Source organism: Actinacidiphila sp. bgisy144, from assembly GCF_057708105.1.
The window spans coordinates 169,848-194,011 of sequence record NZ_JBYIRM010000003.1 but is presented as its reverse complement, the minus strand read 5'-3'; the positions used below and the strand labels follow the sequence as shown (position 1 = coordinate 194,011).

The 24,164-nt window shown below is 69.3% G+C and carries 20 protein-coding genes and 2 pseudogenes; 11 read left to right on the top strand and 11 right to left on the bottom strand.

What is annotated here, in order from left to right; translation table 11 throughout:
* Nucleotides 1-60 precede the first annotated feature (60 nt).
* Both AC3EVP_RS05465 and AC3EVP_RS05460 read right to left on the bottom strand, forming a co-directional pair.
* Nucleotides 61-1,356 (bottom strand): MFS transporter, encoded by a 1,296-nt coding sequence (locus AC3EVP_RS05465; RefSeq protein WP_435126710.1) that lies wholly within the window; start codon nt 1,354-1,356, stop codon nt 61-63.
* Nucleotides 1,353-1,793, bottom strand: a complete 441-nt coding sequence (locus AC3EVP_RS05460) for a MarR family winged helix-turn-helix transcriptional regulator (RefSeq protein WP_435126708.1) — start codon at nt 1,791-1,793, stop codon at nt 1,353-1,355. The genes AC3EVP_RS05465 and AC3EVP_RS05460 overlap by 4 nt, the downstream gene beginning before the upstream one ends.
* A 305-nt stretch (nt 1,794-2,098) precedes the next feature.
* On the opposite strand from AC3EVP_RS05460, the gene AC3EVP_RS05455 reads away from it, so the two are divergent.
* The 4 genes from AC3EVP_RS05455 to AC3EVP_RS05440 all read left to right on the top strand — a co-directional run bounded on the left by AC3EVP_RS05455 (nt 2,099) and on the right by AC3EVP_RS05440 (nt 6,606).
* Entirely contained in the window at nt 2,099-2,614 is a 516-nt protein-coding gene (locus AC3EVP_RS05455; protein WP_435126705.1) for a TetR/AcrR family transcriptional regulator, read from the top strand.
* Nucleotides 2,615-2,819: 205 nt separating this feature from the next.
* A complete protein-coding gene (locus AC3EVP_RS05450) occupies nt 2,820-4,241 on the top strand; it encodes an MFS transporter (RefSeq protein ID WP_435126702.1) in 1,422 nt (473 codons plus the stop codon).
* A 152-nt stretch (nt 4,242-4,393) separates the two neighbouring features.
* Nucleotides 4,394-5,626, top strand: coding sequence for a metal-dependent hydrolase family protein (locus AC3EVP_RS05445; RefSeq protein WP_435126699.1), 1,233 nt, complete (start codon nt 4,394-4,396; stop codon nt 5,624-5,626).
* 44 nt (nt 5,627-5,670) lie between these two features.
* Nucleotides 5,671-6,606, top strand: a complete 936-nt coding sequence (locus tag AC3EVP_RS05440; protein ID WP_435126696.1) for an alpha/beta fold hydrolase — start codon at nt 5,671-5,673, stop codon at nt 6,604-6,606.
* A gap of 93 nt (nt 6,607-6,699) precedes the next feature.
* On the opposite strand, the gene AC3EVP_RS05435 is transcribed toward AC3EVP_RS05440, so the two are convergent.
* Nucleotides 6,700-7,248 (bottom strand): Lrp/AsnC family transcriptional regulator, encoded by a 549-nt coding sequence (locus AC3EVP_RS05435; RefSeq protein ID WP_435126693.1) that lies wholly within the window; start codon nt 7,246-7,248, stop codon nt 6,700-6,702.
* A 139-nt stretch (nt 7,249-7,387) separates the two neighbouring features.
* On the opposite strand from AC3EVP_RS05435, the gene AC3EVP_RS05430 reads away from it, so the two are divergent.
* Nucleotides 7,388-8,473 carry a Glu/Leu/Phe/Val family dehydrogenase gene (locus AC3EVP_RS05430; RefSeq protein ID WP_435126691.1) on the top strand — a complete coding sequence of 362 codons (1,086 nt, stop codon included), beginning with the start codon at nt 7,388-7,390 and terminating at the stop codon, nt 8,471-8,473.
* Nucleotides 8,474-8,500: 27 nt separating this feature from the next.
* Complete coding sequence (locus AC3EVP_RS05425) at nt 8,501-10,186, top strand: alpha-keto acid decarboxylase family protein (RefSeq protein WP_435126688.1); 1,686 nt, start codon at nt 8,501-8,503, stop codon at nt 10,184-10,186.
* A 562-nt stretch (nt 10,187-10,748) separates the two neighbouring features.
* Here the strand turns inward: AC3EVP_RS05425 and AC3EVP_RS05420 are convergent.
* Nucleotides 10,749-10,877: a hypothetical protein gene (locus tag AC3EVP_RS05420; RefSeq protein WP_435126685.1), complete on the bottom strand. Its 129-nt coding sequence runs from the start codon at nt 10,875-10,877 to the stop codon at nt 10,749-10,751.
* Between the two features lie 466 nt (nt 10,878-11,343).
* A complete protein-coding gene (locus tag AC3EVP_RS05415) occupies nt 11,344-12,276 on the bottom strand; it encodes an NADP-dependent oxidoreductase (protein WP_435126682.1) in 933 nt (310 codons plus the stop codon).
* 206 nt (nt 12,277-12,482) lie between these two features.
* Between AC3EVP_RS05415 and AC3EVP_RS05410 the strand changes: the two genes are divergently transcribed.
* Nucleotides 12,483-13,148, top strand: a complete 666-nt coding sequence (locus AC3EVP_RS05410; RefSeq protein ID WP_435126679.1) for a TetR/AcrR family transcriptional regulator — start codon at nt 12,483-12,485, stop codon at nt 13,146-13,148.
* 429 nt (nt 13,149-13,577) lie between these two features.
* Here AC3EVP_RS05410 and AC3EVP_RS05405 read toward each other — a convergent pair whose 3' ends face one another.
* Nucleotides 13,578-14,030 carry a MarR family winged helix-turn-helix transcriptional regulator gene (locus tag AC3EVP_RS05405; RefSeq protein WP_435126676.1) on the bottom strand — a complete coding sequence of 151 codons (453 nt, stop codon included), beginning with the start codon at nt 14,028-14,030 and terminating at the stop codon, nt 13,578-13,580.
* Between the two features lie 105 nt (nt 14,031-14,135).
* Here AC3EVP_RS05405 and AC3EVP_RS05400 point away from each other — a divergent pair, with 105 nt between their 5' ends.
* The 3 genes and pseudogenes from AC3EVP_RS05400 to AC3EVP_RS05390 form a co-directional block, all read left to right on the top strand.
* On the top strand, nt 14,136-15,608 hold the full coding sequence (locus AC3EVP_RS05400; RefSeq protein ID WP_435126673.1) for an MFS transporter: 1,473 nt from the start codon (nt 14,136-14,138) through the stop codon (nt 15,606-15,608).
* Complete coding sequence (locus AC3EVP_RS05395; RefSeq protein WP_435126671.1) at nt 15,605-16,180, top strand: YbhB/YbcL family Raf kinase inhibitor-like protein; 576 nt, start codon at nt 15,605-15,607, stop codon at nt 16,178-16,180. The genes AC3EVP_RS05400 and AC3EVP_RS05395 overlap by 4 nt, the downstream gene beginning before the upstream one ends.
* 225 nt (nt 16,181-16,405) lie before the next feature.
* A pseudogene (locus AC3EVP_RS05390) lies at nt 16,406-17,038 on the top strand (helix-turn-helix domain-containing protein); the annotation flags it as partial.
* Here the strand turns inward: AC3EVP_RS05390 and AC3EVP_RS05385 are convergent.
* Nucleotides 16,977-17,507: a hypothetical protein gene (locus AC3EVP_RS05385; protein ID WP_435126668.1), complete on the bottom strand. Its 531-nt coding sequence runs from the start codon at nt 17,505-17,507 to the stop codon at nt 16,977-16,979. The pseudogene AC3EVP_RS05390 and the gene AC3EVP_RS05385 overlap by 62 nt on opposite strands.
* A 64-nt stretch (nt 17,508-17,571) precedes the next feature.
* On the opposite strand from AC3EVP_RS05385, the pseudogene AC3EVP_RS05380 reads away from it, so the two are divergent.
* Nucleotides 17,572-17,970, top strand: a pseudogene (locus tag AC3EVP_RS05380) (Tn3 family transposase); the annotation flags it as partial.
* 158 nt (nt 17,971-18,128) lie between these two features.
* On the opposite strand, the gene AC3EVP_RS05375 reads toward AC3EVP_RS05380, so the two are convergent.
* The 4 genes from AC3EVP_RS05375 to AC3EVP_RS05360 all read right to left on the bottom strand — a co-directional run bounded on the left by AC3EVP_RS05375 (nt 18,129) and on the right by AC3EVP_RS05360 (nt 24,152).
* Complete coding sequence (locus AC3EVP_RS05375; protein WP_435126665.1) at nt 18,129-18,716, bottom strand: cysteine hydrolase family protein; 588 nt, start codon at nt 18,714-18,716, stop codon at nt 18,129-18,131.
* 92 nt (nt 18,717-18,808) lie between these two features.
* Entirely contained in the window at nt 18,809-20,233 is a 1,425-nt protein-coding gene (locus AC3EVP_RS05370) for an MFS transporter (protein ID WP_435126662.1), read from the bottom strand.
* A 31-nt stretch (nt 20,234-20,264) separates the two neighbouring features.
* Nucleotides 20,265-20,723: a MarR family winged helix-turn-helix transcriptional regulator gene (locus AC3EVP_RS05365; protein ID WP_435126658.1), complete on the bottom strand. Its 459-nt coding sequence runs from the start codon at nt 20,721-20,723 to the stop codon at nt 20,265-20,267.
* A 468-nt stretch (nt 20,724-21,191) separates the two neighbouring features.
* The gene (locus AC3EVP_RS05360) at nt 21,192-24,152 is read right to left on the bottom strand and encodes an acid phosphatase (protein WP_435126656.1); all 2,961 of its coding nucleotides are present in this window, start codon (nt 24,150-24,152) and stop codon (nt 21,192-21,194) included.
* Between the last annotated feature and the right edge of the window lie 12 nt (nt 24,153-24,164).

Sequence of the window (24,164 nt, the reverse complement as noted above, 5' to 3'; positions counted from 1 at the left end):
GTCGGAGTGGTTGGCAGTGGCCGTCCTTGAAGCCTGACGCCCGGTGGATGCCCGAGAGAGTCAGGCTCGGCCTGCGGTCCCGGGGGTGAGCGCGTGATCGGCCGTGTCGGTCATCGAGAGGTGGACGCGCCGCCCGTCGCGGCGGAGGCGGAGGTGCTGGTGCCGGGTCAGGTGGAGGATGCCGACGGCCAGGGCGGCAAGGCCGGACAAGGCTCCCACTGCGACGGCCCAGCGGGGGCCAAAGGTGTCCCCGACCAGTCCGATGACGGGGGCGCCGACCGGGGTACCGCCGAGGCCCACCGCGAGCATGATGGCCATCGCTCTTCCGCGCATCGCCGGGTCGGTCGAGAGTTGCACCAGGCTGAAGGTCGCGGTGGTGAAGGTCTGAACGGTGATTCCGACCACGGCCAGCGCGAGCGAGAACAGCAGGTAGGTCGGTGCGAGGGCGCCGGTGCCGAGTCCGGTGGCGAAGACAGCCGTCGCCCACAGCAGCAACGTGATCCTGGGTTTCTCGCGGCGTGCGGCGAGCAGAGCCCCTACGACCGATCCGACGGCCAGCACCGAGCTGAGGATCCCGTAGGAGCCCGCTCCACGATGGAAGACCGAGACGGACATGGTGGGGATGAAGATCTGGAAGTTGTCGCCGAAGGTTCCGGTGAGGAAGAACATCAGGAGCATGGCCCGAAGATCCGGCCTGCTCATCACGTAGCGGAATCCGTCGGCGAGGCCGCTGGATGTCGTGGCCGCCTGCCGGCGGGAACGGTGGAGTTCGGCGACCCGTATACAGAGCAGCGAACCGAGGACGGCGGCGAACGTGGCGGCGTTGGCGATGAACACCCAACCGGTGTCGACGACGGATATGAGGACGCCGGTGACGGCCGGCCCGATCATGCGCGCGATGTTGAACGAGGTGGAGTTGAGCGCCACCGCGTTGGGCAGGTCCGGGGCCTCGACCAGTTCCCCGACGAACGTCTGACGGGCGGGCGAGTCGAAGGCGGCCGCGGAGCCGAACAGGAACGCGAAGACATCGACCTGCCAGAGCCGTACAGCCCCGGTGACGGTCTGGAGGCCGAGGAACAGGGACAGTGCGCCCATCGTCGCCTGGGTCGCGATGAGCAGCTTCCGGCGGTCGAGTCGGTCCGCCGCGAGACCGGTGAGCGGGAGGAACACCACCTGCGGTGCGAACTGGAAGGCGATGACGACACCGACGGCGGTCGCGTCGTGGTGGGTGAGCCGGGTCAGGACGATCCAGTCCTGCGCCGTGCGCTGCATCCACGTCCCGACATTGGAGACGAGGGCCCCTGACGCCCAGATCCGGTAGTTGCGGACGGCGAGCGACCGGAACATCGCGTTCATGATTCGGCCAGTGCGTTGAAGATCAGCGCGGCCTCAGCCAGTACCTCGCGTTCATGATCGGTCATGTGTTCGAGTCTGGTGATCAGCCATTGGTGTTTGAGGCGCCGCCTCTCGAAGGTCAGGGCTCTTCCGGCGTCGGTCGCTGCGATCAGCACCTTGCGTCCGTCATTCGGATCGGGCCGCCGTGTGACCAGGCCCGCGTCCTGCAGCGCGTTCACGGTTTGGTTCATGGCCGGCGGCGATACCCGTTCGCGCTCGCTGAGCGCGCGAAGTGCCTGGGGCCCGTGCTTCACCACGTGGGAGAGCACTGAGGACTGCGTGCCGCCCAGTTGGTCATCCTGCGTCTCGGAGCGCACGCGGCGGTAGATTCGCGCGACCGCCCCCTGCAGATCGGCGGAGAGATCGGCCACGCACTGCCTGTTCGTAGCATCGGTCATGTTCGTTAAGGTACTTCATTAAGTTGCTTAATGGAAACTCCGGCGGTGCCGCAGCGGTGCCAGGACCGACCGCCCGGTGGCATGGCGGAGCCCTACGCGGCCAGCGGTGGCCGGCCGGGGAGGCGCCTGCTGTGGTCGCATCGGCCACGCAAGATCCTCAGCTGCAACCGGCGGCGACGAACGGCCCTCAGCAGACGTCGCCCGGCTCGCCCCACATGCTGCCGCCTTGACCGGTGCTAGAGTTTCGGCTCATGGCGACGGCTCGGCGTGGGACAAGCAGAGCCCGGGATCGCCTTCTCGACGCTGTGATCGTTCTCCTGCTTGAGGAGGGCATATCGCAGAAGTCGCTGCGCCAGATCGCGACCGAGATCGGCAGCAACCACCGGATGCTGAGCTATCACTTCGGCGACCTCCCCGGGTTGATCTCGGCAGCCGTTGCCGAGCTCCGTCGCAGGGAAACGGAGGCATTCGACGACTTGCTCGCGCAGAGTTCCGCCTTGGATGGCCGGGCGGTTCTGGAGCTGTTCTGGGAGCACAACGCCTCACCCGAGCTGCGGAACTACTTCCGCCTGCTGTTCGAGTACTGGGGAACCGCGCTGGCGGACCGGGAGCACTTCGAGGGGCTGCTGTCCGGGATCGTCTCCGCCTGGACCGAGCGGCTTACTTCGATCCTGGAGGCGAACGGCGCCGGCCCTGAAGCGGCGACGTCGGCCCGTCTGGCGGTCGGCGCCCTGCGCGGCCTCCTTCTCGACCTCGTGACCACCGGTGACTTCGCAGGGGTTGACGCCGCTTTCCGGCACCTCATCGCTCGTCTCACCTGAGCCGAGACCGCGAACGAGCCCGCCTGCTCCCAACCCACCCGACGGGGTGCGAAACCTCCTAGTGTTCCAGTTGGAACATCTCCGCAATCCGGGGTCTGTAGCTTCCCAAAAAGTGTTCCACGTGGAACACTTTTGGCGGCCTTCCCCGCGCCTGCTAGCGGCTCCAGCCCGGCCGGCCTGGGGTGCCCGTAGTTCGGAGCGTTCCATGAATCCTCCCGAGACCGTACCCGCCGTTTCGTCCTCGCCTTCTGATCGCGTTGCCGCGATCGAAAAACCGCTCCTCGTCCCGGTCCTGGCCGCGCTTGCGACGGTCTACACCGTCCTCGAGTCGATGCTGGGACCCGCCGTGCCATTGATCGAAAGCTCGCTGCACACCACGACTGCTGCCGGAACCTGGGTCTTCACCGGCTTGACGCTGGCCGGCATCGTGAGCACTCCGCTGGTCACCCGCCTGGCAGACGTGCGCAACAAGCGCTCGCTCCTGCTGGCCGTCTGGACGATCGCGACGGTGGGCGTGCTTGTCGGCTCCGTGGCCCCGGACATCCAGACCCTTGCCGTCGGGCAGGTCCTGCAGGGGGTCGGGCTGACGACCATTCCGCTGTCGATCGCCATATTCCGCGAGTCCCTCCCCGATGAGCGCCTGAAGCGCGCGAACGGCGTGATCATCGGGGCCACGTCCGTCGGATCGGCCATCGGTTTCCTCCTGGCCGGCCCGGTCACCGACTCGTGGGACTTCCGCTGGCTGTACCGCCTCCCGCTGATCGTGCTGGTGGTGCTGCTGCTGGCGGCCTTCAAGGTGGTGCCGTCGATTCCGGCCCGCCGGCGCGAGCCCGTGGACGTCGCCGGCGCGGCCTTGCTCGGGGTGAGTCTGACGACTCTCCTCGTCGGGCTGACGCTGGCGCCGACCCACGGCTGGACCTCCGCCCTCTTCGTCCTGTGTGCGGCTGCCGCGGCAGTCCTGTTCGCCGCGTTCGTCGGCTGGGAGCGGCGCACTGCCCATCCCCTGGTCGACCTGCGCCTCGGCGGCCGGGTCGTGTTGACCGTCTGCGCGATCTCCTTCGCAGTCGGCTGGGCCAATATGACCCTCTTCGTGGCCGTCCCGCTGATCGCGGAGGTGCCCAAGGCGACGGGATACGGCCTGGGCGGAACCGCGACGCTCGCCGGCTGGCTTCTTCTCCCCATGGGCGCTCTGGGCGCTGTCGCCGCCGGAGTCACGCACCATGTCCGACGTACCGTCGGCGCTCGGGGGACGATGATCGCCTCGGGGCTGCTGCTCCTGGGGTCGATGCTCGTATTGACACTGAGCCTCGCGCTTCCGGCCCTCATCGTGGTCACCGTCATGATGGGAGCAGGGCTAGGGCTCGGACTGACCGAGGCGCTCAACCTGCTGGCCGAGCACGTGCCCGGTGACCGCGTCGCGAGCGCTTCGGGACTGGTGTTCATGGTGCGCAACACAGGCTCCACGTTCGGCGCTCAGGTGGGCGGCAGCATATTGGCCAGCTCTCTGCTGGTGGGCCTGCCGGTCGCGTCCCGGCACGGGATGGAAATCATGTCGGCCGTGGCGCTCGCCGTGGCCGCCGTCGCGGCGCTGGGCGCCGTCACCCTGCCCCGCGCACGTCGCGGCTGACGGGCTGCCGGCAGCCGAAGCGACATCCGGGCCGGCATCCGCCGTGCCCGACGACCAATGGGACACAGGCCTCCGCCTGTGTCAAAGAGGGTGCGGACCCCGGTCGTTGCGCCTCATCGAGACGACCGGGACACCGCTGAGGGAGGCTTGAAGTGAACGACAAGACCTGGACCCTGCGTAATGTCGCGGTCATCGACGGAACCGGTGCGCCGCGAGAGGTGAACCAGGCGCTGGTCGTGGACGACGGGCGAGTCGCCTGGCGGGGGCCGGCGGAGCTCGCCCCGCCGTTCGAGCGCGGCCGGGTGATCGAGGGCGCCGGCATGACGCTCGTCCCCGGCCTCGTCAACTCACACGTCCACCTGGTCGGGGCCTGCACGGGGGATCTGGCACAGCAGGTGGCGAGTGACTCCACAACGCTCTCAGCGGTGCGCGCGGCGCGTAACGCAGCCGACACCCTGGAATGCGGCATCACGGCGGTCCGGGACTGCGGTGCGCGCGACGGCGTCGTCGTGGAGCTGGCCAGAGCCGTCGCTGCGGGACTGACGCCAGGGCCGCGGATCGTCCCCGCGGGCCGAGTGATCACGATGACAGGCGGGCACGGGCACTTCATGGGCCGTGAGGCCGATGGAGCCGATGCCGTATGCCGGTCGGTGCGCCGCGAAATCAAGGATGGCGCACACTTCATCAAGATCATGTCGACCGGCGGCATCGTCACGCCCGGCGTGGATCCCGGCCAGACGGGACTGGGGCTCGACGAGCTCCAGGCGGCAACCCGCGCTGCCCACGCCGCGGGCAAGCGGGTTGCGGCGCACGCCATCGGTCGCGAAGGGATCAAGAACGCGCTGCTGGCGGGCGTGGACTCGATCGAACACGGATTCTGGCTCGATGAAGAGCTGTTCGACATCGCCGGGGAGCGGGGGGTGTTCCTGGTCCCCACCTTGCTGGCTGTGCGCAGCATCGTCGAGCACGGTCCGCTTGGTGGAGCGCCCGGCTGGATGCTGGACAAGGCGGGCGCGGTGAGCGAGCGGGTGTCGGACATGTTCGCCTCCGCGGTCCGGGCGGGGATGAACATCTCCGCCGGAACCGATGCCGGTACCCCGTTCAACCCTCATACCGATCTGGTGCGGGAATTGACTCTCATGGTCCAGATCGGCCTGTCCCCGATGGACGCTCTGATGTCGGCGACGAGCCGGGCCGCGACGAACCTGGGGATCGACGACATCACCGGAACCGTCGAAGTGGGCAAGCAGGCCGACCTCGTGCTTGTCGGGTCCGATCCGCTGCAGGACATATCTGTGCTCCGGTCCCCGCAACTGGTGTCCATAGGGGGTCGGTTCGCCGTCGACCGAGTCAGCCAACGACACCGCGAGCCGGTCGCCTGCTGAAAAGGCCGGTTCGACTTCGACTGTCAGGGAATAGGATGAGGAAATTGAGCCACACCGAGCCCGAGTCGGCCGAGCCGACACCGCATCTCCCGATGCACACGCTTTCCTTGCCCGACGGGCGGACGCTTGCCTGGGACGAATTCGGAGATCCGCAAGGACCCGCCGTTTTCCACTTCCACGGGTCACCGGCGTGCCGCCTCATGTGGGATGGCGCGAAAAGGTCCGCCGAGCAGCACGGCGTCCGGTTGATCTCGGCTGACCGGCCGGGTATCGGTGACTCCGCCTTCGACCCGCACCGCACGATCGGCAGTTGGGCCGGCGATGTCGCCGCCATCGCGGATGAGCTCCGCATCGAGCGCTTCAGCGTCGTCGGGGCCTCCGGCGGCGGGCCGTACGCGTTGAGTTGCGCTGCCGGACTTCCGGACCGGGTCGCCGAGGCATATGTGCTCTGCGGGGTCGGGCCGCTTGACAGCGTGGAAGCCCGATCCGCCATGAACCCCATCAACCGCGGGTTCTTCGAGGCGGCTGCCCTCGGACCGTCGTCCGCGATCCCCGGCGTTGACGTCTTCCTCGGAAAAGCGGCCGCGTCCGGGGCGCCGGTGATCTCCATGGACGAGATGCTGGCGGCCACTCCCGCGCAGGACCTCGCCGCCATGAAGGAACGGCCGTCGTTCATGGCGGCGATGGCCGAGACGCAGGCGTTCATGGGAGCAAGGGACCCGCTCGGGCCGGCTTATGACCTGTGGCTTTACACCCGTCCATGGGATTTCGACCTGGCGTCGATCGCCGTGCCGGTTCATTTCCACGCGGGCGCCCACGACACCAATGTCCCTCTTGCCCACGTGCAGTTCCAGTACGGCGCGGTGCCCGGAAGCACCCTCACCGTCTGGCCCGACGAGGGGCACCTGGTGGGCACCGTGCGCCTGCCCGAGGTGCTCGAGCAGATCGCGGGCCGGGAAGGTCGCGCCACGCCTGGCTGAGTACGAGGCGTTCAGGAACGACGCCACCTGATGGTGCGAGACCCACCGGTCGCCGACGGCACCGCCTGGGCCGCGGGTTCCCTTCGGGTGGCGTCATCGGGGGGCGGCCGGGGTCGACCGTCCCCACCCTGTGCCCCGTGCCACCTCCTCAAGAAGCGGCTGCACCCGGTACGGCACGGGCGTGGACACCATGAACGTCGAGGTCGTCTTGCGCACCCCGTCGATCGCCACGATCGCCATCGTGAGCTTCTGGTGGTCTTCGAGCGACTCGATCGCCACGTGCACGAGTAGGTCCTCCCGCCCGGACTGGATCCGCACCTCTAGGACGGACGGCAATTCCCGCAGACCCCGCACGATCGACGGCAGGAGCCGCTGGTCGACCTCCAGGCTCACGAGCGCCTGCAGGGGGATGCCGACCGCCGGAAGGTTGATGATCGGCTGGAAGCCGAGCAGGATCCCCTCGTTCTCCAAGCGGCGCATCCGGATCTGCACGGTTGCCCGGCTGACGCCGAGCGCGGCCGCGATCTCGGCGATGCCCGTGCGGGCGTTCTCCGTCAGCCTGGCCAGGATCTCGACGTCCAACTGGTCGATGGCTGCCAATGTGCGCACCTCCGACTCCCGGCCGAGCTTGCAGATGAGCAAGATGCCATGTTGTGAGCGATTTTATTGACTGTGATGTGAGGCTATCACAGTATTTGATTGTCAATTCGTTGTTCATATCCGTTCATGGCGCGCAGACTGCACATCGCTCTGTCGCCGCTTATGGGGAGCGTGCACCTGCATGTCTGCTGACATCCTGACTCTCCGACAGGGAGTCTTCGAACGTGACGACGAGCTTGCCGCCGCAGGACACGAGCAGATCGTGTTCTGTCGCGACGATGCGTCCGCGCTGAAGGCGATCATCAGCATCCACGACACCACCCTGGGCCCGGCCCTGGGCGGTACGCGGTTCTACCCGTACGCCACCGAATCCGAGGCCCTGCGGGACGGCTTGCGGCTGTCGCAGGGCATGACCTTCAAGAATGCCGCCGCCAACCTGCCTCTCGGCGGGGGCAAGGCCGTGATCATCGGTGATCCGACGACCGCCAAGACACCCGAACTGCTACGCGCCTACGGCAGGTTCGTGGAACGGCTGAACGGGCTCTACGTCACCGCCGCCGATGTGGGAACCGACTCCGACGACCTGGACGTCATCGGCCGGGCAACGTCGCATGTGGTGGGCCGCAACGCCGCCGCGGGCGGATCAGGGGACAGTGGTGGGTCGACCGCGCTCGGCGTCTTCCACGCGATGCGGGCCGCCGCAGAGTTCACCTGGGGATCCGACGGGCTGAACGGGCGCACCGTCGGGGTGGAGGGCCTGGGCAAGGTCGGCCGCGTACTCGTCGACCTGCTTCGGCAGGAGGGCGTGACGCTGGTCGTCACCGACCCGAGCGACGAGGCCGTCCGCCGGGTGGCGGAGCACGGCGACGCGGTCCGTGTCGTCGGCTCGCTGGCGGGTGTGGCCATGGACGTCTACGCTCCCTGCGCGCTCGGCGCCACACTGACGGCAGAGTCCGTCGGCGCACTGCAGGCATCGCTCGTCTGTGGTGCGGCGAACAATCAGCTGGCCACCGGCGACATCGGCGCGCTGCTGTTCCAGCGGGGCATCACCTGGGTGCCGGACTACGTCGCGAACGCAGGTGGCGTGATCCAGGTCGGCGGTGAACTCCTCGGCCACACACCGGAACAGGTCCTTCACGACATCTGCCGCGTCGGCGACACCACCCGGGAGATCCTGACCCGCTCCGCCGAGGCGGGCATCCCGGCCGGCATGGCCGCGGCCGATATCGTCAACGCCCGCCTGCAGGCCGCCCGCGACCGGTCTTGACCGATGAACTCCGGAGAGACACCTCCCATGATGACAGTCGGCCGCTATCTGGCGACCCGTTTGAAGCAGCTCGGCGCCGGCCACGTCTTCGGCCTGCCAGGCGACTTCAACCTCAACCTCCTCGACGAGATCCTCGCCGCCGACGGCCTGACCTGGACCGGCTCGGCCAACGAACTCAACGCCGCCTACAGCGCGGACGGCTACGCGCGGGCAGGCCGCCGGGTCGGAGCGCTGGTCACCACCTACGGCGTCGGCGAACTGTCGGCGATCAACGGAACCGCGGGCAGCTTCGCAGAGCACGTGCCGGTCGCCCACATCGTCGGGATGCCGCCCCGCGCGGCACTCCTGTCCGGCGCCCGCGTGCACCACTCGCTGCTCGACGGCGACCACTACCATTTCGTCCGCATGTTCGACGAGGTGACCGCAGCGCAAGTGGTGCTGGGGGAGGACCCCGCATCCGCCATCGACGACATCCTCAGCACGATGCTCACCAAGAGCAGGCCCGTGTACATCGGAGTGCCGCTCGACGTCGCGCAGGCCCTCGTGTCCAGCGACCGGCTGCACACGAAGATCACCCCGGCAGCCAGCGATCCCGCAGCGGTCGCCGCCTTCGAGTCCGCGCTCCGGGCGCGCCTGGACGACGTCCCCGGAGTCGTGCTGCTCGTCGGACACGGCGTGCACCGCCGTGGCCTGGAACCGGACATCGAGACCCTCGCCGGGTTCCCCGGCGTCCGTATCGCCACCCAGGCCGGGGCCAAGGCGATCCTGGACGAAGGCCACCCGGCGAGCCTGGGCACCTACTTCGGCGCGGAAACGCTGACGGCCAGCACGCGGAGGCTGGTGGACGAAGCCGCGCTCCTGGTCATGGTCGGCACCGCAGTCAGCGACTTCATGACGGGCTTCTTCACCCACGGCTACACGCCCGAGAACGCAGTCGAGCTCGCCCTGGACCACGCCAGGATCGGCCACGCCGTCTACCCCGGCGTACGGCTCGCGGACTCTCTGGCGAGCCTGCGCCTGGCGATGGCAGAAACGAAGTTCACCCCGGTGTCAGGCGTCAAGCCGGACGAGCGTGACCGGCCGACCGGGCGCAGGCCGCAGTCAGCACCCCTCGACCAGCAAACCCTGTGGCAGGAACTGCAGGAGTGGCTCGAGCCTGACACCATCGTGATCGCCGAGGCGGGCACTGCCTTCTACGGCGCGCTTGACCTGACCCTGCCCGAGCGCAGCGACCTGCTCGGCCAGCCGGTGTGGTCGTCCATCGGCTACACGATCCCTGCCACTCTCGGCGCCGCGCTTGCCCGCCCGGACCGCAGACCTGTCCTGTTGGTCGGCGACGGCGCCGCCCAGTTGACCGTACAAGAATTCGGACGCCTGTTTGGCCAGGACAACAAGCCGGTCGTCTTCCTCCTCGACAACGACGGGTACACCGTGGAGCGGAAGATTCAGAGCCCCGATGCTTCCTATCAGGACATTGTCAGATGGGACTGGTCGCTGGTCCCCAGAGCCCTGGGCGCGGCCGGGGCACAAGTCCACGACGTGCGCACCGTCGGTGAGCTGCGGGCCTCTCTGCGAAAGGCCCGCGACCGGACGGCAGGCCACTTCGTACGGCTGCGCCTGAACAGACATGACGCCCCCCGCCTCCTGCTCGCCTTGGCCGCCGGCATCACCGGAGCCAACCGCGAAGCCCGACCCGGAAGTCCGCGACACTAATGTCGACACATCTGCTGCATCTGACCGCTACCGACAGCCCGTTGGTCCCTGCGCAAGTCTGTGGGCTGCTGGCCCAGCGGCGCGTGCCCGTGAGCGGCATCCAGGCCGCCCGCGGCACGGGGAATCGGTGGTCGTTGCGCCTGCGGTTGGACCTGCCGGAGCCACAGCGCCTCGCACTGGTCGTAGAGCAACTCAGGCGCCTGGTCGACGTCACGAATGTCGTCGAACGGGACTGCTCCGTCTCGTATCCGGGTGACGGAACGTGGTGAGGGTCGTCGACCCTCGTGGGCGGAGTAGCGCTCGGCGTCTGAGCGAGCGGGAGATCGACGATTTCCCGGACCGCTTCTCGGACAAGCGGTACATGATTCCGCCAGAACAGTAGTTGTCAAGCCAAGTGAGGTCTGTATGCGAGATCGATGGGAAGCTGGGAGCCTCTCTTGCTGGTCATTGAGGTGCGGCGGTCGGCGTGCACCGTCTCGGGCACGATGCCGGTGTGCCCGACGATGTGGCGGCTGTAGATAGCGTGGGCGTGGAACCAGATGCCCTTGGCCGGTCCGGGCAGTCAGGTGACGTACCAGGTGGACACCTGCGAGGGGCCGGCTGCGACGAGTTCGGGGACTGTCCTGGACGGGTGGGTGGCGTGGCGGCGGCGTTCGCCGTTCTGCCCGGCGAGGGACAGGACCCGGTACATCGTGCGCTGCGAGCACCAGTAATTCCCGGCGTCCAGCTCACGTGCCCGGACCTGAGAGGGCGGCAGATCGGCGTGCTCCGGCCGGTTCAGCAGCGCCAGGACTTCGCCCCGCTCGGCAGGTGAGAGAGCCGAGGCGGGCGTGGGTCTCGGGCACGGTTGGGGCTTCGGCTTCGGGTTGAGGTGGCGGAAGTGGGTGGCGCGCGAGGGGCCCGGTCAGCTGGCAGGCCGCCGCAGTCCCCACCCGCGCGCTCGCGAACACCTCATCGGCCACCGGCTGGGCGACGCGCTTCATTCCGCGGAGAACGTCCGCCGCTTCGGCTTCGGCGCCGGCTGGTCACCGGCAGCGGGTATCGGAGTGGTGCTGGCCATGCCGAGGGGATCTCCTATCTCGCCCATTCGGACCAACCCGGCCAACCGGGTGCCTCGGCCGAGACTCTCAGAGAGGGGCTGGGCGGTTTCCCGCGCGTCAGGGACGCACCACGGCCTTGCCCCGGACGCTGGTCTCCTGGGCCGCCGCGATCTCGCTGAGCCGATAGGCGGCCGTGACCTCGACCCGGAGGGTTCCTTCGGTGACGAGCCGGGCGAGCGCTTCCAGCGGCGCCCGGAGCGGCTGTCGGGCCACCGCGAGCGTGCCGACCAGCCGGGCCTCGAACCCGCCGGGTGGCGGCACGGGCGGATCAAAGAGACTGATCGCCAGGCCGCCCGGTCGGATCGCCGGATAGAGAGCAGACAGGCTCGCGGCGCTCACCCCGTCAATGACCAGATCCAGGCCGTCGAGCCGCGCGGCCCAGCCCGGTTCGTGATAGTCGATCACCTCGTCCGCGCCGAGCGCCCGGACGAAGTCATAGTTGGCCGGGGACGCCGTCGCGATCACATGCGCGCCCTGCATCTTGGCGAGTTGGACACCGAGGTGACCGACCCCGCCCGCAGCACCCTGGACCAGGACGCGCTGCCCCTGTCGTACCCGGCCGTCGTCGAGAACAGCCACGCGCGCGGTGATTCCGGCGACAGGCAGCGCCGCGGCCTCGTCGAAACCCAGCCCCTCAGGCTTGCGGGCGAGATCCGCCGCGTCGAAAACGGTGTACTCGGCGTAGGCGCCGCTGGTCGGCCACAGCGCGCCGAACACGGCGGTACCGGGCGGGAGATCCGCACCGTCCCCGGCCGCCTCCACCACTCCGGAGAAGTCGCTGCCCCCGGTGTAGGGGAGGGACAGCTGCCCGTCCATGTAGCCCTGCCGCACGCGCCGGTCAACGGCGTTGAGCGCGGCCGCCCGGACGCGGACGAGCACCTGCCCTGGGCCCGGAACGGGGCGGGGGACGCGTCGCTGGATGAGTTGTTCCGGTCCACCCCAGGCGTCGATCTGCACGGCGTTCATCAAAGGTTCGGCGGGTGACGGCATGCGGAGTGTCCTTGTCGTGAGAGTGGTTCGGGTCCATGAGGTGCGGGGTCGTCATGGACGGTGGTCCGGATGCCGGGCTGGCAGGCGGCGGTGCGTGACTTCCCGCTCGATACGTAGGGGCCCCTCCGTTTTGATTCTAGCCGAACCCACGGGCATATGCCGCAGCCCGTCGGCCGCAAGCGGGGAGAAGCTCTAGGGTGGGCGGCATGCCTGCCAAACCCGCCCGGACTGTCCGCAAGGACGTGGTGCGCAACCGCGAAGTACTGGTGGCGGCGGCGCGGGCGGAACTGTCGGTGCACGGCCTCGGGATGAGCCTGGAACAAGTGGCTCGGCGGGCCGGCGTCGGCATCGCGACGCTCTACCGGCACTTCCCCGAACGCGCTGTACTCGTCGACGCCGTACTCGTCGAGGCCGTCCAGCAGCACGCGGAACTGTCCGAAGCCGCGCTGCGCGAGCCGGACCCGTGGACCGCGTTCGCGACGTTCCTGGAGCGGACCGCCGAGTTGGAGAGCACCAACCGGGGCCTCAACGACCTGCTCTCCGTTCAGCTCGACGGAATGCCCGCGTGCCGCGCGGTAAAGCTGCGGCACTACCGCAACATCCGCACGATCGTCGCCAGAGCGCAGGAGGACGGCTCGCTGCGATCGGACCTACGAGCGGAAGACCTGGTCTTCATCACCTGGGGCAACGCCGGCATCCTGGAGGCATCCGCGCTCGCCGACGAGCCCGAGATCTGGCGGCGTCATCTGTCGTTCCTGCTCGACGGGCTCCGCGCCGGCGCGGCCACCCCAGCGCCCCTGCCGCCCATGGAGCCGGCCGAGATGCAGCGCGTCATGAAACGCCTCGGCGAGAGGCGGACAGGCCGGACCTGACGCCGGTCGCGGCGCCGGACGGCAGCGTGACCAGGGGAGACGCGCCGGAAGGCGGCCTGGCGCTCAAGCGTCCACCGTCTTTCTTGTGTGTGACCACTCCTGCGGATCTCAGCGATTCCCGCTGGACCAGCGGCGCGAGCATCACCGGCGCGGATCGTATCGGCTTGCGGGCCAGGCCGCCGGTTCGGGGAAGTAGCGCTCTTCGGGCTCCATCCCGGCCTTCGCGGGCGGGGCGCCGCTCGGAGTCGACGGGGCCAGCAAGTACTCGCGGGAGCAGGACGGCGCCAATGGCGGAGGGCGCAGCCGCGCCCTTGTAAACGGACTGACCGCAGAGACAGCGGCGGGCGTTCGACGACCCGGCCCGGAGCGGCCGGGTACCGGCACGGGAATGCTCGATCATCATGGCGGGACCGATTCTCATCACCATTTTCAGGCGTCGGCGAGTCGGCGCATGATTCGGGAAGCCTGCAGGAGCGTCAGTCGCTCTTCGTCGGACAGTTGGGCGAGCTGCCCCTCCAGCCAGTCCTGACGCGTTGCCAGTGCTCCACGAGCGACTTCGGCGCCGGAAGGGGTGAGGCGGAAGAGGACTCGACGCCCGTCCTCTGGGTCCTTCTGCCGCGTCGCGTGCCCGCCGGCGACGAGTCGGTTGACGGTCTGACTCATGGAACTCGGTGTCACCCGGGCGCGGCGGCTGAGTTCGGTCAGGCTCTGCGGGCCTTGCTTGAAGAGTGCGGTGAGCACGATGACAGCCGCCTCGGCCATCTCGCCTTCGCCGCGTTCGGAGCGGAAGCGGCTGTAGATCCGGGCCACCGCGACCCTCAACTCGCTGCCGAGGACCGTGCCCTCGTCGGACGGATCGCCGGATTTTGCGTTCACGCTCACGGTTCCTTAGTATAACGAAGGAAGATGTTTCGTACTAAGAAAGATGTGTCTTCGGGGGCGCCCCGCTTTGGCGCACTGCTTCCGCCCCCTGACCGATGAGGCCCCATGTCTCTCTCACCTCCCTCGCGCCCTGGCACGCCCGACGAACCGGCGGCAGCCTCCGATGACGGGTTCGGCCTGCGGTTCGCGTTCCCGTTGATGCTGGGCACGTCCTTGAACCCGGTGAACAGTTCCATGATCGCCACCGGTCTCGCCGGGATCGCCGCCGACTTCCACCTGGGTCCTGGCCCGGCCGCGTCCCTGGTGTCCGTGTTGTACTTGTGCAGCGCGGTGATGCAGCCCACCATGGGCAAGCTCGCCGCCATCTTCGGCCCCCGGAAGATCTTCCTCAGCGGCGTGGCCATCCTCCTGGCCGGCGGCGTGATGGGCGCCGTCGCCCCCGGCTTCCAGGTCCTGCTGCTCTCCCGCGCTCTGATCGGCATCGGCTCGTCCGCCTGCTACCCCGCCTCCATGGCGCTGGTGCGCCGCCGGGCCGAGCGGCTGAAGACCGGCGTGCCCAGCACCGTGCTGGGCAACTTCTCCATCGCCTCGCAGATCGTCGCCGTGCTCGGCCTGCCACTCGGCGGTGTTCTGGCCGGCGCTTTCGGCTGGCGTGCCCTGTTCCTCGTCAACGTGCCCCTGGCCGCCCTCGCCCTGGTCTTCGCCGCCAGGAACGTGGAGAAGGACCCGCCCGCCAAAGCTCGCGGCCTCAAGGGCTCTCTCGCGTCCGTCGACCCCCCCGGCATCGCCCTGTTCGCCCTGTCCGTGGTGTGCCTGCTCCAGTTCCTCAACGACCTCGACCACCCCGCCTGGCCACTGGGGGCGATCGTCCTCGTCACGCTCGCCGCGTTCATCTGGTGGGAATGGCGCACCGCCTCACCGCTGATCGACGTCCGCGCCCTCGCCCGCAACCCGGCGCTGTGCCGTACCTACATACGCCAGATGCTGGTGGGCCTGGGCGTGTACGCCTCGATGTACTCCCTCACCCAGTGGCTGGAGGGCAGCGCGGGCTACTCCTCCTTCCAGGCCGGCCTGATCCTGTTGCCGATGTCCGCGGTCAGCATGATCCTCGCGCGCCTCGTCTCCCTGCGCGGCTGGGTGCGCGGGCCACTGCTGACCGGGAACCTCGCGCTGATGGGGGGTGGACTCCTCATGCTCACCGCACACGAGGGCAGCCCCCTGATCCTGGTGCTGCTGACGACCGGCGTCCTCGGCTTCCCCAACGGCCTGTGCAACTTCGCCAACCAGACCACCTTGTTCGTCCAGACCTCCGCCGACGAAGTCGGCGTCGCCGCAGGACTGTTCCGCACCTTCGGCTACATCGGCGCGATCTTCTCCTCCAGCGTCATCGCCCTCAGCTTCGGCGACCACGTCACCGACGCCGGCTTCCACCACATGGGCTGGGTCGTCCTCACCCTGGGCGCCCTCACCGTTCTGACCACCCTCTTCGACCGCACCATCCCCACCACCGTGTCCCAGGACAAGGACTCCGATACTGCCGACAACTCCGGCACCGCAACCGAAGGAACCCCCCGATGAAACTGCTCGCAATCCTTCTCTACCCGCTCGGCCTGCTGCTGCGCCGCAAGCGCGCAGGCACCACGCACAGCATCAGCAACGCCCCCGAACTGGCCACCGCCCCAACAGGCACGCTCGGCCTCATCTCGCCCGCCTTCACCCACGGCGCAACGATCCCGTCGCACCACGCGACCATGGACCTCGGCCCCAACATCTCCCCGGCCCTGTCCTGGGAAGAACCGCCCGCAGGCACCCGGCAGATGCTCCTCGTGATGGAAGACACCGACACCCCCACATCCAGGCCGGCACGGCACATGGCCGCCTTCTTCGCACCCGAGCCGCCCCGTATCGAGATGGGCGAGCTCACCGAGGACAACCCGCGATTCACCTATCTGCCCGACCACCGGGGCCGAGGCGGCTACCAGGGTCCCCGCCCGCTGCCGGGCCATGGCACGCATCACTACCACTTCCATCTCTACGCGCTCGACACGGCGACCGACGCCTCCGCGGCGAAGGACCTCGACGCCCTGCTCCCGCAACTCGCCGGGCACGTCCTGGCATCAGACCACCTGGTAGGCACGCTACGCGGATAGCCGGAAACAGCGGCCACGCCCGCAGCCAGCAGGAACAAGGCACGCATCTGTTCAACAGTGCCGTCGCGGCGGACAAGCCCACATCAGGGCGCCGCCCCGCGCACGCCAGACGGCCCGGCCGCACGCCCTCACCTCGCTCCAGCCTGACTACCCACCTGACGCCGCTGCCCTCCCTCCCTCCCGAGGGGTGGCGGTGCACAGGTTCACCACATTGCAGAGGTCTTCCTGCCCCACCCAAATGCTCGCCTGACCATCCATGGCAGACGACTCCTGATCGGCCGGGTCCGGGCCGGGAGGCCCGTCGCCCACGTGGCAGACGAGATGGGTATATCCCGCGCTACGGCCTACAAGTGGGTCCGCCGCTGGCGGACTGAAGGCGACGCGGGGCTGCACGACCGCTCCAGTCGCCCTCTGACGACACCACGCCGAACCCCCGCCGACGTTGAGAGACGCATCTGCGCGCTGCGCCGCGAACGGAAGCTCGGCCCCGCACGGATTGGACCGATTCTGGCCGCACCTGTCTCTACGGTTCATCGCGTGCTGGCACGCCACCAACTCAACCGGTTGCGCTGGATGGACCGTCCTACCGGGCAAGTCATTCGGCGCTACGAGCGAGAGCGCCCCGGCGAACTGGGCCACGCCGACATCAAGAAACTCGGCAACATCCCGGACGGCGGCGGACACGGGTCATGGCCCCGCAGCAGGCCGCCGACAACCGGCAAGCCACAACCGACGCGCGTAAAGGCGGTAGCCCCGTGATCGGTTACAGCTCTGTCCACACCGTTTACCCAGACCCTCAGCGCCGCCGGGATCGTTCACAAACGCACCCGCCCCTATCGCCCGCAGACGAACGGCAGGGCCGGAGCGCCTCCTTGGCAAGGGCCTGCACCTCAAAGGCGTACCGCGCCGCGTGGGGGATGCGTTGTTGGCGCGCGTAAGCTGGGAACTCCCGCGGCCGGTCGATCAGCAGCACGAGTTCGAGCGCGTGCCCGACCAGGAACCCCGGGGTCGGGTCCAGCTCCACCAGGTTGTCGTCGGCCGGGTCTTCCGGGTCGCGGTTGACGCCTTCCTCCTCGGTGTCCTTGCCGTATGCCTGCATCTTCAGCCGTACGTAGCGGGCAAGAGGCTCTGCGTGTTCGGTGACCAGATCGGCGAGTTCGGCCACCGTCACTCCGGCGAGGCCTAGCGACTCTGCGTCGATCGCGGTGACCATCGGATGCTCGACGGGGTTCAGCGTCAGCCCGCTCAGCGTCAGCGCCCGGTCCAATGCCGCTCGGTACGGCGGCGAATTGATGAGGCTCCGCAGGGCGTCGAGGTCGTTCGGCATTCCCCGACGGTACGCGGCGCCGCCCGGCGACGTGGCGCCGGCCGTGTGATCCCGCACCGTACAGCTCCTGCGCTGCCTCTCGGATGCGCCGCTTCGCCGCTGGGTGACCGCGGCGATCAACAAGGTGGAGTCGGTCAACCGGTTCCAGTGGAATGGCCTCGGTGACAGCGGGGACATCGACGACAACGACCCCGTCGAGCAGGAGAAGGCGACGAAGTACAACGCGCTACCCACCAACGCGGTGAGCTTCCACGATCCCCTGGACAGCGCGGAGATCGGCGGTACCTGTGGAGGAGGGATGGGAGATCGCCGGAGAAGACCTGGCGCACATCTCGCCGTACCTGCCTGGGACACATCAACGCAAGGCGAGCACGGGCCGTACAGTCGAAGCGGCGCCCGAGCCGCCTCTTGTGTCTTCGGGCGTCGCTTCTCGTGGTGCGCTGTCAGGTGCGGGTGGATGTAGCGCCGGGGCGGCAGCCATGAGGCCGAAGGCCGGGGGAGAGTGAGACGCCTCGGATCATTGATCACGACTCCACGCAAGCCGTCGGGGCCGGACAAACTCATGGCGAGGTAGTACCTCCCGTGATCCACCACCCGAAACCGTGTGGGTGCCGGCCCTGCCTAGACCGCCAGGGCCGGCAGGTCGGGGGTGGTGATGACGTCGGCCTGGGTGGGGAAGATCTTCTCGGTCAGGACCCGGTGGATCTCGGCGTCGGGGTCGGCGGTGGCGTCCGCGAGCACGAAGGTGCGGTAGTCCGCGTCGGCGGCGTGCCGCACGGTGGACAACACGGCGCCGGAGGTGGCGATGCCGGCGAGGATCAGCGTGTCGATGCCCCGCGCGTGCAGGCGGGTGTCGAGGTCAGTGGTGCTGAAGGCACCGACGCGCGTCTTGCGTACCACCAGGTCCTCCTCCCGGACGTCCAGCGAGGGGTGGACCTGCGTCTCGGGGGTGTCGGCACCGAAGAGCTTGTGCTGTCCCACGGGAGCGAAGGTCTTGTTGTGCGGCGGGATGTCCTGGTGGTCCTGCTCGGTGAAGGCGACGCGCACGAAGCACACCTGGACCTGTGTCTTGCGGGCCCAGGCGAGCGCATCGCCGACGCGGGCCAGCAGCGTCTCGAAGTCCGGGAACATCCCCAGGCCGCCGGGCTGGAAGTCCATCAGCACCAGAGCGGTACGGGTCGGGTCGATGGGGGTTCGGGTGTCCGTCATGGGTGTGTTCTCTCTCTGCTGGGTGGGTTGGTGGGTTGTCGGCCGGGCCGGCCGACCGGTTGATCGCCGCGCGGGCCCCCGGGGGAGGGAATCTAGGCGGCGGTCCTGCTCGGGAGGGTGCGGTCGAGGACGGAGAGCAGGAGCAGGACCAGGCTGACGCCGATCATGATCCAGGCGATCAGGTGGACGCCGGAGTCGCTGACGCTGGTGTGGAAGACGAGTCCGGTGATGGCCGAGGAGGCGATCGAGCCGACGTAGCCGAAGGTACGCAGCAGTCCGGAGGCGGTGCCGAGTTGGTCCGGCGGCGCCTGGGCGTACAGGGCGGTCTGGTTGCCCGCGGCGGCGAAACCCACCACGAGGCCGAAGAAGAGGGTGATGACCACGACCCAGCCGATCCAGGCGGACGCGCTGAGAACGAGCACCCCGGCGGAGCCGACCACGCAGGCGATCGCGGCGGCGACGACGGGTCCGCGGACCAGGTTGCGCCGCGCGACGGGCGAGATGATCAGGCCGGAGACCAGCGTCATCGGGAGCAGCAGCAGGCCGGCCTGTGTCTCGCTCAGGCCCCGCACGCCCTCGACCCACTGGGTGATGCCGTACAGCACCACGTACTGGCACAGCAGGGCCAGGCCGAAGCGCAGGTAGGTGCTGGAAAGCGCTTTGTTGGAGCTGAGCATCCGCACGTCGAGGAAGGGGGCGGTGGCGCGCAGTTCCCACAGCACCAGGGCGATCCACAGTACGACGGAGACGCCCAGCAGGTACCAGTGCGCGGTGGGGAGGAAGAACAGGAACAGCAGCAGGGCGATCATCGCGGTGGCGAACCCGGTGATGCCGACGGCGTCCAGGCGGACGGCCAGTTCGCGCGGTCGGAGCGGGTGCTTGAGCGGCCCGTCGGGCGAGACCCACAGGAGGGTCGCGGCGAGGGCCACCAGCCCGACCGGCACGTTGATGAGGAAGACCGAGCGCCAGCCGAGTCCGCCGACCAGGACGCCGCCGAGCGGGAGGCCGAGGGAGGCGGTGGCGATGCCGGCGATCTGCAGACCTCCGAGCACGCCGCCCGGTGGCTTGTCCAGTCCGGCGTCGTGAGCCCGGCGCTGGATGAGGAGCATGGCGGTCGGGTAGGCGCAGGAGGTGCCAAGGCCGATCAGGACGCGGCTGATCAGAAGGGTGATCAGGTCCTGGGCCAGTCCGCCGAGCAGGCCGCCGACGGCGACCAGGATGGTCCCGGCCAGGAAGACCCGGCGTGGTCCGAGGACCTCGGCGGCCTTGCCCGCCGTGGGCTGCGCGATCGCGCTGGCCAGGTAAAGGGCGGTGACCAGTGCCGCGGTCTGGCCGATCGGCACGCCGATGCCGTGCGCGATCGGCAGCAGGGCGGTGGCGATCAGCGAACTGTTGACGGGGTTGAGGGCCGAGCCGATGAACAGCGGGGTGGTGAACCGCCACGAGAACGCTCGCTCCCGCAGAATCGCTGTGTCGCGGGTCGCGACGGAGGGGCGGGCCCCGGATGGTGCGGGCATTGAGCCTCCCGGTGGTGCGGGGAAGTTGGTGCTAGAGGAGTTCCGCGAGCCGCTCGATCAGGGGCGCCGCAGCGGAGAGGGTTTCGATGTCCGCGTCGGCGAAGGAGTCCTGGAGGACTGCTGTGACCTTGTCGACCACGGCATTGCGTCCGGAGTGGACGGCTACCTCGCCGTCCGGAGTGAGGCTCAGGTGCGAGCGACGCCGGTCCGTCATGTCCGGGCTGCGCGAGACCAGGCCGAGTTCCTCCAGGCTCGCGATGGTCGCCCCCATCGCCTGCGGGGTGATCTGCTCGCGCCTGGCCAGGTCGGAGATCGTCATAGGGCCGAGCCGGTCGAGCCGTGACAGAGCGGTGAGCTGCGGGTTGGTGAGCTCATCAACAGTCGTCACTTCCTGGATGCGGCGTTTGAACGCGCCGATGGCCATCCGCAGCCGATTGGCCGTCTCGCGGACGGCCGGCGCCTCGCTCGGCCGGTTCTCAGCTTCACTCATATCTTAAGCCTAAACTGAACAGCCTAGGCTTGCAAACCTGCCCTTCATGAGTTGCGGGCACTCCGGGGCCTACCAGCTGGCGGCGCAGAGTCCGGTCTGCACGGGGACATGGCGCACTGCCCGCGAACGGGAATGGAGTGCCGAGCGATGCTTGGGGCTGCGCTCACCATCGCGTACGTCGGTCCGCCGCGCCCGCGTCGTAGCGCGGCGGTCGAGCGCTACCTCACCGACGTGCGCGCCGCGAGGCACTCCGTGCGCATCTACCGGATCGCCCTCATGACGAGGGGATGGAGACTCTGCCTCACCGACGGCAAGCGTGACGGGGGAGCAATCGACGCTGGACCTGTGGCTTGGTGACCGCCGAGCCGCTGTCCAGCTGACAGGGTCGGGACACCGTGTGGGCCCGGCACCGGAGACACCCCGGTGCCGGGCCCACACGTGCGCTGTGCCGTGCGGCTGTCGTGCGGCTCAGCGGTGCGCCGGCCGCCCGTCGGCGGTCACGGCGACGCCGTTCACGGTCATCGCCCCGGACCGGCTGACGCTGACCTGCGCGGTCATCGCCGCCGCCAGGTCCAGCCGCTGCCAGCTGCCCCCGCCGCTCTCCTCGTCCATGACGTAGCCCGAGGGGATCTCGGTGGCGGCCAGCACCGTGGTCCGCTGCGCCGCCGTCAGGTTCGGGAACGCGGTGAGCAGCAGGTTCTCCGCGCCGTCCGGCACCGACGGTGCGAGGCCGGTGGCGCCGACCTGCGGGAAGCCGTACGTCATCCGCTGCCGGAAGACGCTCAGCGCGTCGCTCGTGCTGAGGTACGGCTGCTCGTTCGCGACGCACTGCGCGAGGGTGTCACCTGCGCCGGCCTCGCGGCACTTCTGCGCCAGCACCGTCTGCACCTCGCTCTGCGCCTGCTCCAGCAGCGACCGGAACCGCGGGTCGGACCAGCGCATCTGGGCGGTGTCCTCGCCCACGATCCGGCCGCCCATGATGTCGGTCGGGTAGTGGAAGGCCAGCACGATCCGGTTGTTGCCGTACTCCGAGGCGCGCGCCAGGATCTGCGGCGCCAACTGCGGCAGCAGCGTGGCCATCACGATGCCCTGCGCGTAGCCGTGGCTGGTGTGGCCGCTCGGGAACGAGCCGTCGCCGGCCAGCCCCGCGTAACCGCTCGCGCTGTCCCACTGCTTGATCAGGCCGCTGTCGCCGGTGAAGCCCATCCGCACGAACGGCCGCTTGTACTGGTAGGTGTTCTTGGCGGTCTGGTACCAGTCGGCCGACGAGGTCGGCGTGTGCTCGATCCGGCCGCTCAACAGCGCCTGCGTCTTGGGCAGTTCGCCGTCCTTCAGGGCCTGGAGGTACAGCGGCCCGAGTACCTTGCCGAGCCCGTCGGCCATCGTCTTGTACGGGCTGTTCGCGCCGTCCACCAGTGCCTTCTGCACCTGCGGGTCGGTGACCGACTGGTAGGCGTTGTTGATGTCGACGACCGTCCGGTCGTCCAGCGCGGTGAGCTGGTCGTAGGTGGTGCCCTTCGGCAGCACCGCGTTGGCGCCCATGATGCTCGGCGTGTTCTCCGCGTCGGTGAACGACCGCAGCAGCCAGGTGAAGTAGTCACCGCCGTCCGGCGCGGGCGGCTGGGTGTCCGAGGCGTAGGAGGTGTCCAGCTGGGCGTCGCTGAACGGCAGCGACGCGTCGGTCTGGGCCAGCGACGGCAGCCCGAAGTAGACGTCGGAGCTGGTGCTGTTGCACTGGTGGACCTCCACCGCCAGCGTGTTGGTGCCCGCCCGCAGGTCGGCCGCCGGGATCGCGAACGCGGACGCCACCGGGTCGCCCGCACCCGCGGTGCCGTCCGGCGTCTCGTACTGGAGGTTCGTGGTGATCTTGCCGTCGTTCCAGCCCGCCACGCGGGCGCCGTTGACGTAGATCGTCGCCGTGTCGTCGTAGACCACGCTGCCGACCAGGCCGGTGATCGAGTCGAGCGTCGCCTGGTCCATGGTGAACGACGTGCGGAAGAAGTACGCCTCCAGGTCGTCGCCGGTCGAGCCGTTCTTGCGCAGGTCCAGCTTGGTGGTGACCGGGAAGCCCGCGCCCAGGTCGGTGCCGTCGTCCTTGGCGCCGAACGGGCCGGCCGCGGTGTGCCACGGCGCGCTGCCGGTGTCGAAGTCCGGCCGCGTCCACGCCGTGCGGTCGGCCGCGCCGCCCGCCGGGTCGACGCCCGGCGCGTCCAGATAGTCCCAGCCCGTCGCGGTGTCCACCGCCTGGTGGCCGAGCGAGACCGCGTCCACCCAGCCGGAGACCGCGCCGGCCGCGGCCGACGGGTCGGCGTAGTCGAGCAGCACCTCGTGGACGTGTTTGCCCGCCAGCGAACCGAGGCCGACCGACACGGTGTTCCAGGTGCCCGGGGTCAGCGCCCTGCCCTGCGCCGCGGCGCGCAGCGGGTGCCCGGCGGAGTCGCGCGCCCCGCGCAGCGCGCTCAGCCGCTTGGTGTGGCGGCCGTTCGCGTCGGTGTACACCACGTCGAGCGCGGCGTACGCGGAGGCCGCGTCCGTCGGGCGGATCGCGTAGCTCAGCGTCGAGTCCGCGGCCAGCGGCACGTCCAGACCGGACTGCAGCACCACCGAGGAGGACGCGGCACCAGAGTGCAGCACTCGGCCGGCATACCGCAGGGCGCCGGTGCCGGCGGCCGCGCCGACCGACTCGGCGTCCTCCACGGACGCGCCGAGCGCGCTCGGCGCGGTCCCCGCGGAGGTGCGCAACGTCCAGTCGGCGATCTGGAACTTGCTGTAGTCGCCGGATGAACCCGTGCAGTCCTGGGCGCAGTTGGCGGTGACCCGCAGCTGGTAGTAGCGGTAGCCGCCGGTGCCGGCGGCCGGGTAGAAGTTCGTCTGGCCGCGGGCGCCGAAGCTCTGCCCGCTCTCGGTGTCCAGCGTCTTCCACGACGGGTCGTCGGCATCGGTGGCGGCCGAGGCGCTGTTGCTGCCCAGCACCGTCCACGCCCGCGGGTCGCGCGGCGGGGTGTCGTTGCCGGAGGTGATCGAGTAACCGGTCACCGCGGCGGCCGATGTGAGGGTGTAGATGGCGTACACCGGGTGGTCCGCTGTCGGTTGGCCGCTGCCGCTGGCGTACCACTTGGTCGAGTTGTCGTCGTCGGTCAGGCTCTGGACGTGCTCGGTGGTGCTGGTGGCGTTCGGGTAGTTCGACGCCACCGACTGGACGGTGGTGTTGACCTGCGTGGTCTCGCCGCGCAGGTCGGTGGCCGGTCCGGCGGCCGGGAACCCGGCGGGCCGGGCCGCGCCTGCCTCGTAGGAGGTGCCCCAGTAGCCGCCGACGGCCGGCGCGGTGCCGGCCCCCGCGGTGGCGTGGGCGGCCTGGACGCCCAGCGGGAGCACCAGGAGCGAGGCCGCGATCGCCGCGACCCCGCGTCTTCTGCTCGTCTTGTGCACGCGCACGGTTCC

Excerpts from the sequence above, each read along its gene's own strand:
- AC3EVP_RS05465 (WP_435126710.1), bottom strand. The coding sequence starts at position 1,356 with ATGAACGCGATGTTCCGGTCGCTCGCCGTCCGCAACTACCGGATCTGG.
- AC3EVP_RS05460 (WP_435126708.1), bottom strand. The coding sequence starts at position 1,793 with ATGACCGATGCTACGAACAGGCAGTGCGTGGCCGATCTCTCCGCCGAT.
- AC3EVP_RS05450 (WP_435126702.1), top strand. The coding sequence starts at position 2,820 with ATGAATCCTCCCGAGACCGTACCCGCCGTTTCGTCCTCGCCTTCTGAT.
- AC3EVP_RS05430 (WP_435126691.1), top strand. The coding sequence starts at position 7,388 with ATGTCTGCTGACATCCTGACTCTCCGACAGGGAGTCTTCGAACGTGAC.
- AC3EVP_RS05425 (WP_435126688.1), top strand. The coding sequence starts at position 8,501 with ATGATGACAGTCGGCCGCTATCTGGCGACCCGTTTGAAGCAGCTCGGC.
- AC3EVP_RS05420 (WP_435126685.1), bottom strand. The coding sequence starts at position 10,877 with ATGTACCGGGTCCTGTCCCTCGCCGGGCAGAACGGCGAACGCCGCCGC.
- AC3EVP_RS05415 (WP_435126682.1), bottom strand. The coding sequence starts at position 12,276 with ATGCCGTCACCCGCCGAACCTTTGATGAACGCCGTGCAGATCGACGCC.
- AC3EVP_RS05410 (WP_435126679.1), top strand. The coding sequence starts at position 12,483 with ATGCCTGCCAAACCCGCCCGGACTGTCCGCAAGGACGTGGTGCGCAAC.
- AC3EVP_RS05400 (WP_435126673.1), top strand. The coding sequence starts at position 14,136 with ATGTCTCTCTCACCTCCCTCGCGCCCTGGCACGCCCGACGAACCGGCG.
- AC3EVP_RS05395 (WP_435126671.1), top strand. The coding sequence starts at position 15,605 with ATGAAACTGCTCGCAATCCTTCTCTACCCGCTCGGCCTGCTGCTGCGC.
- AC3EVP_RS05385 (WP_435126668.1), bottom strand. The coding sequence starts at position 17,507 with ATGCCGAACGACCTCGACGCCCTGCGGAGCCTCATCAATTCGCCGCCG.
- AC3EVP_RS05375 (WP_435126665.1), bottom strand. The coding sequence starts at position 18,716 with ATGACGGACACCCGAACCCCCATCGACCCGACCCGTACCGCTCTGGTG.
- AC3EVP_RS05370 (WP_435126662.1), bottom strand. The coding sequence starts at position 20,233 with ATGCCCGCACCATCCGGGGCCCGCCCCTCCGTCGCGACCCGCGACACA.
- AC3EVP_RS05365 (WP_435126658.1), bottom strand. The coding sequence starts at position 20,723 with ATGAGTGAAGCTGAGAACCGGCCGAGCGAGGCGCCGGCCGTCCGCGAG.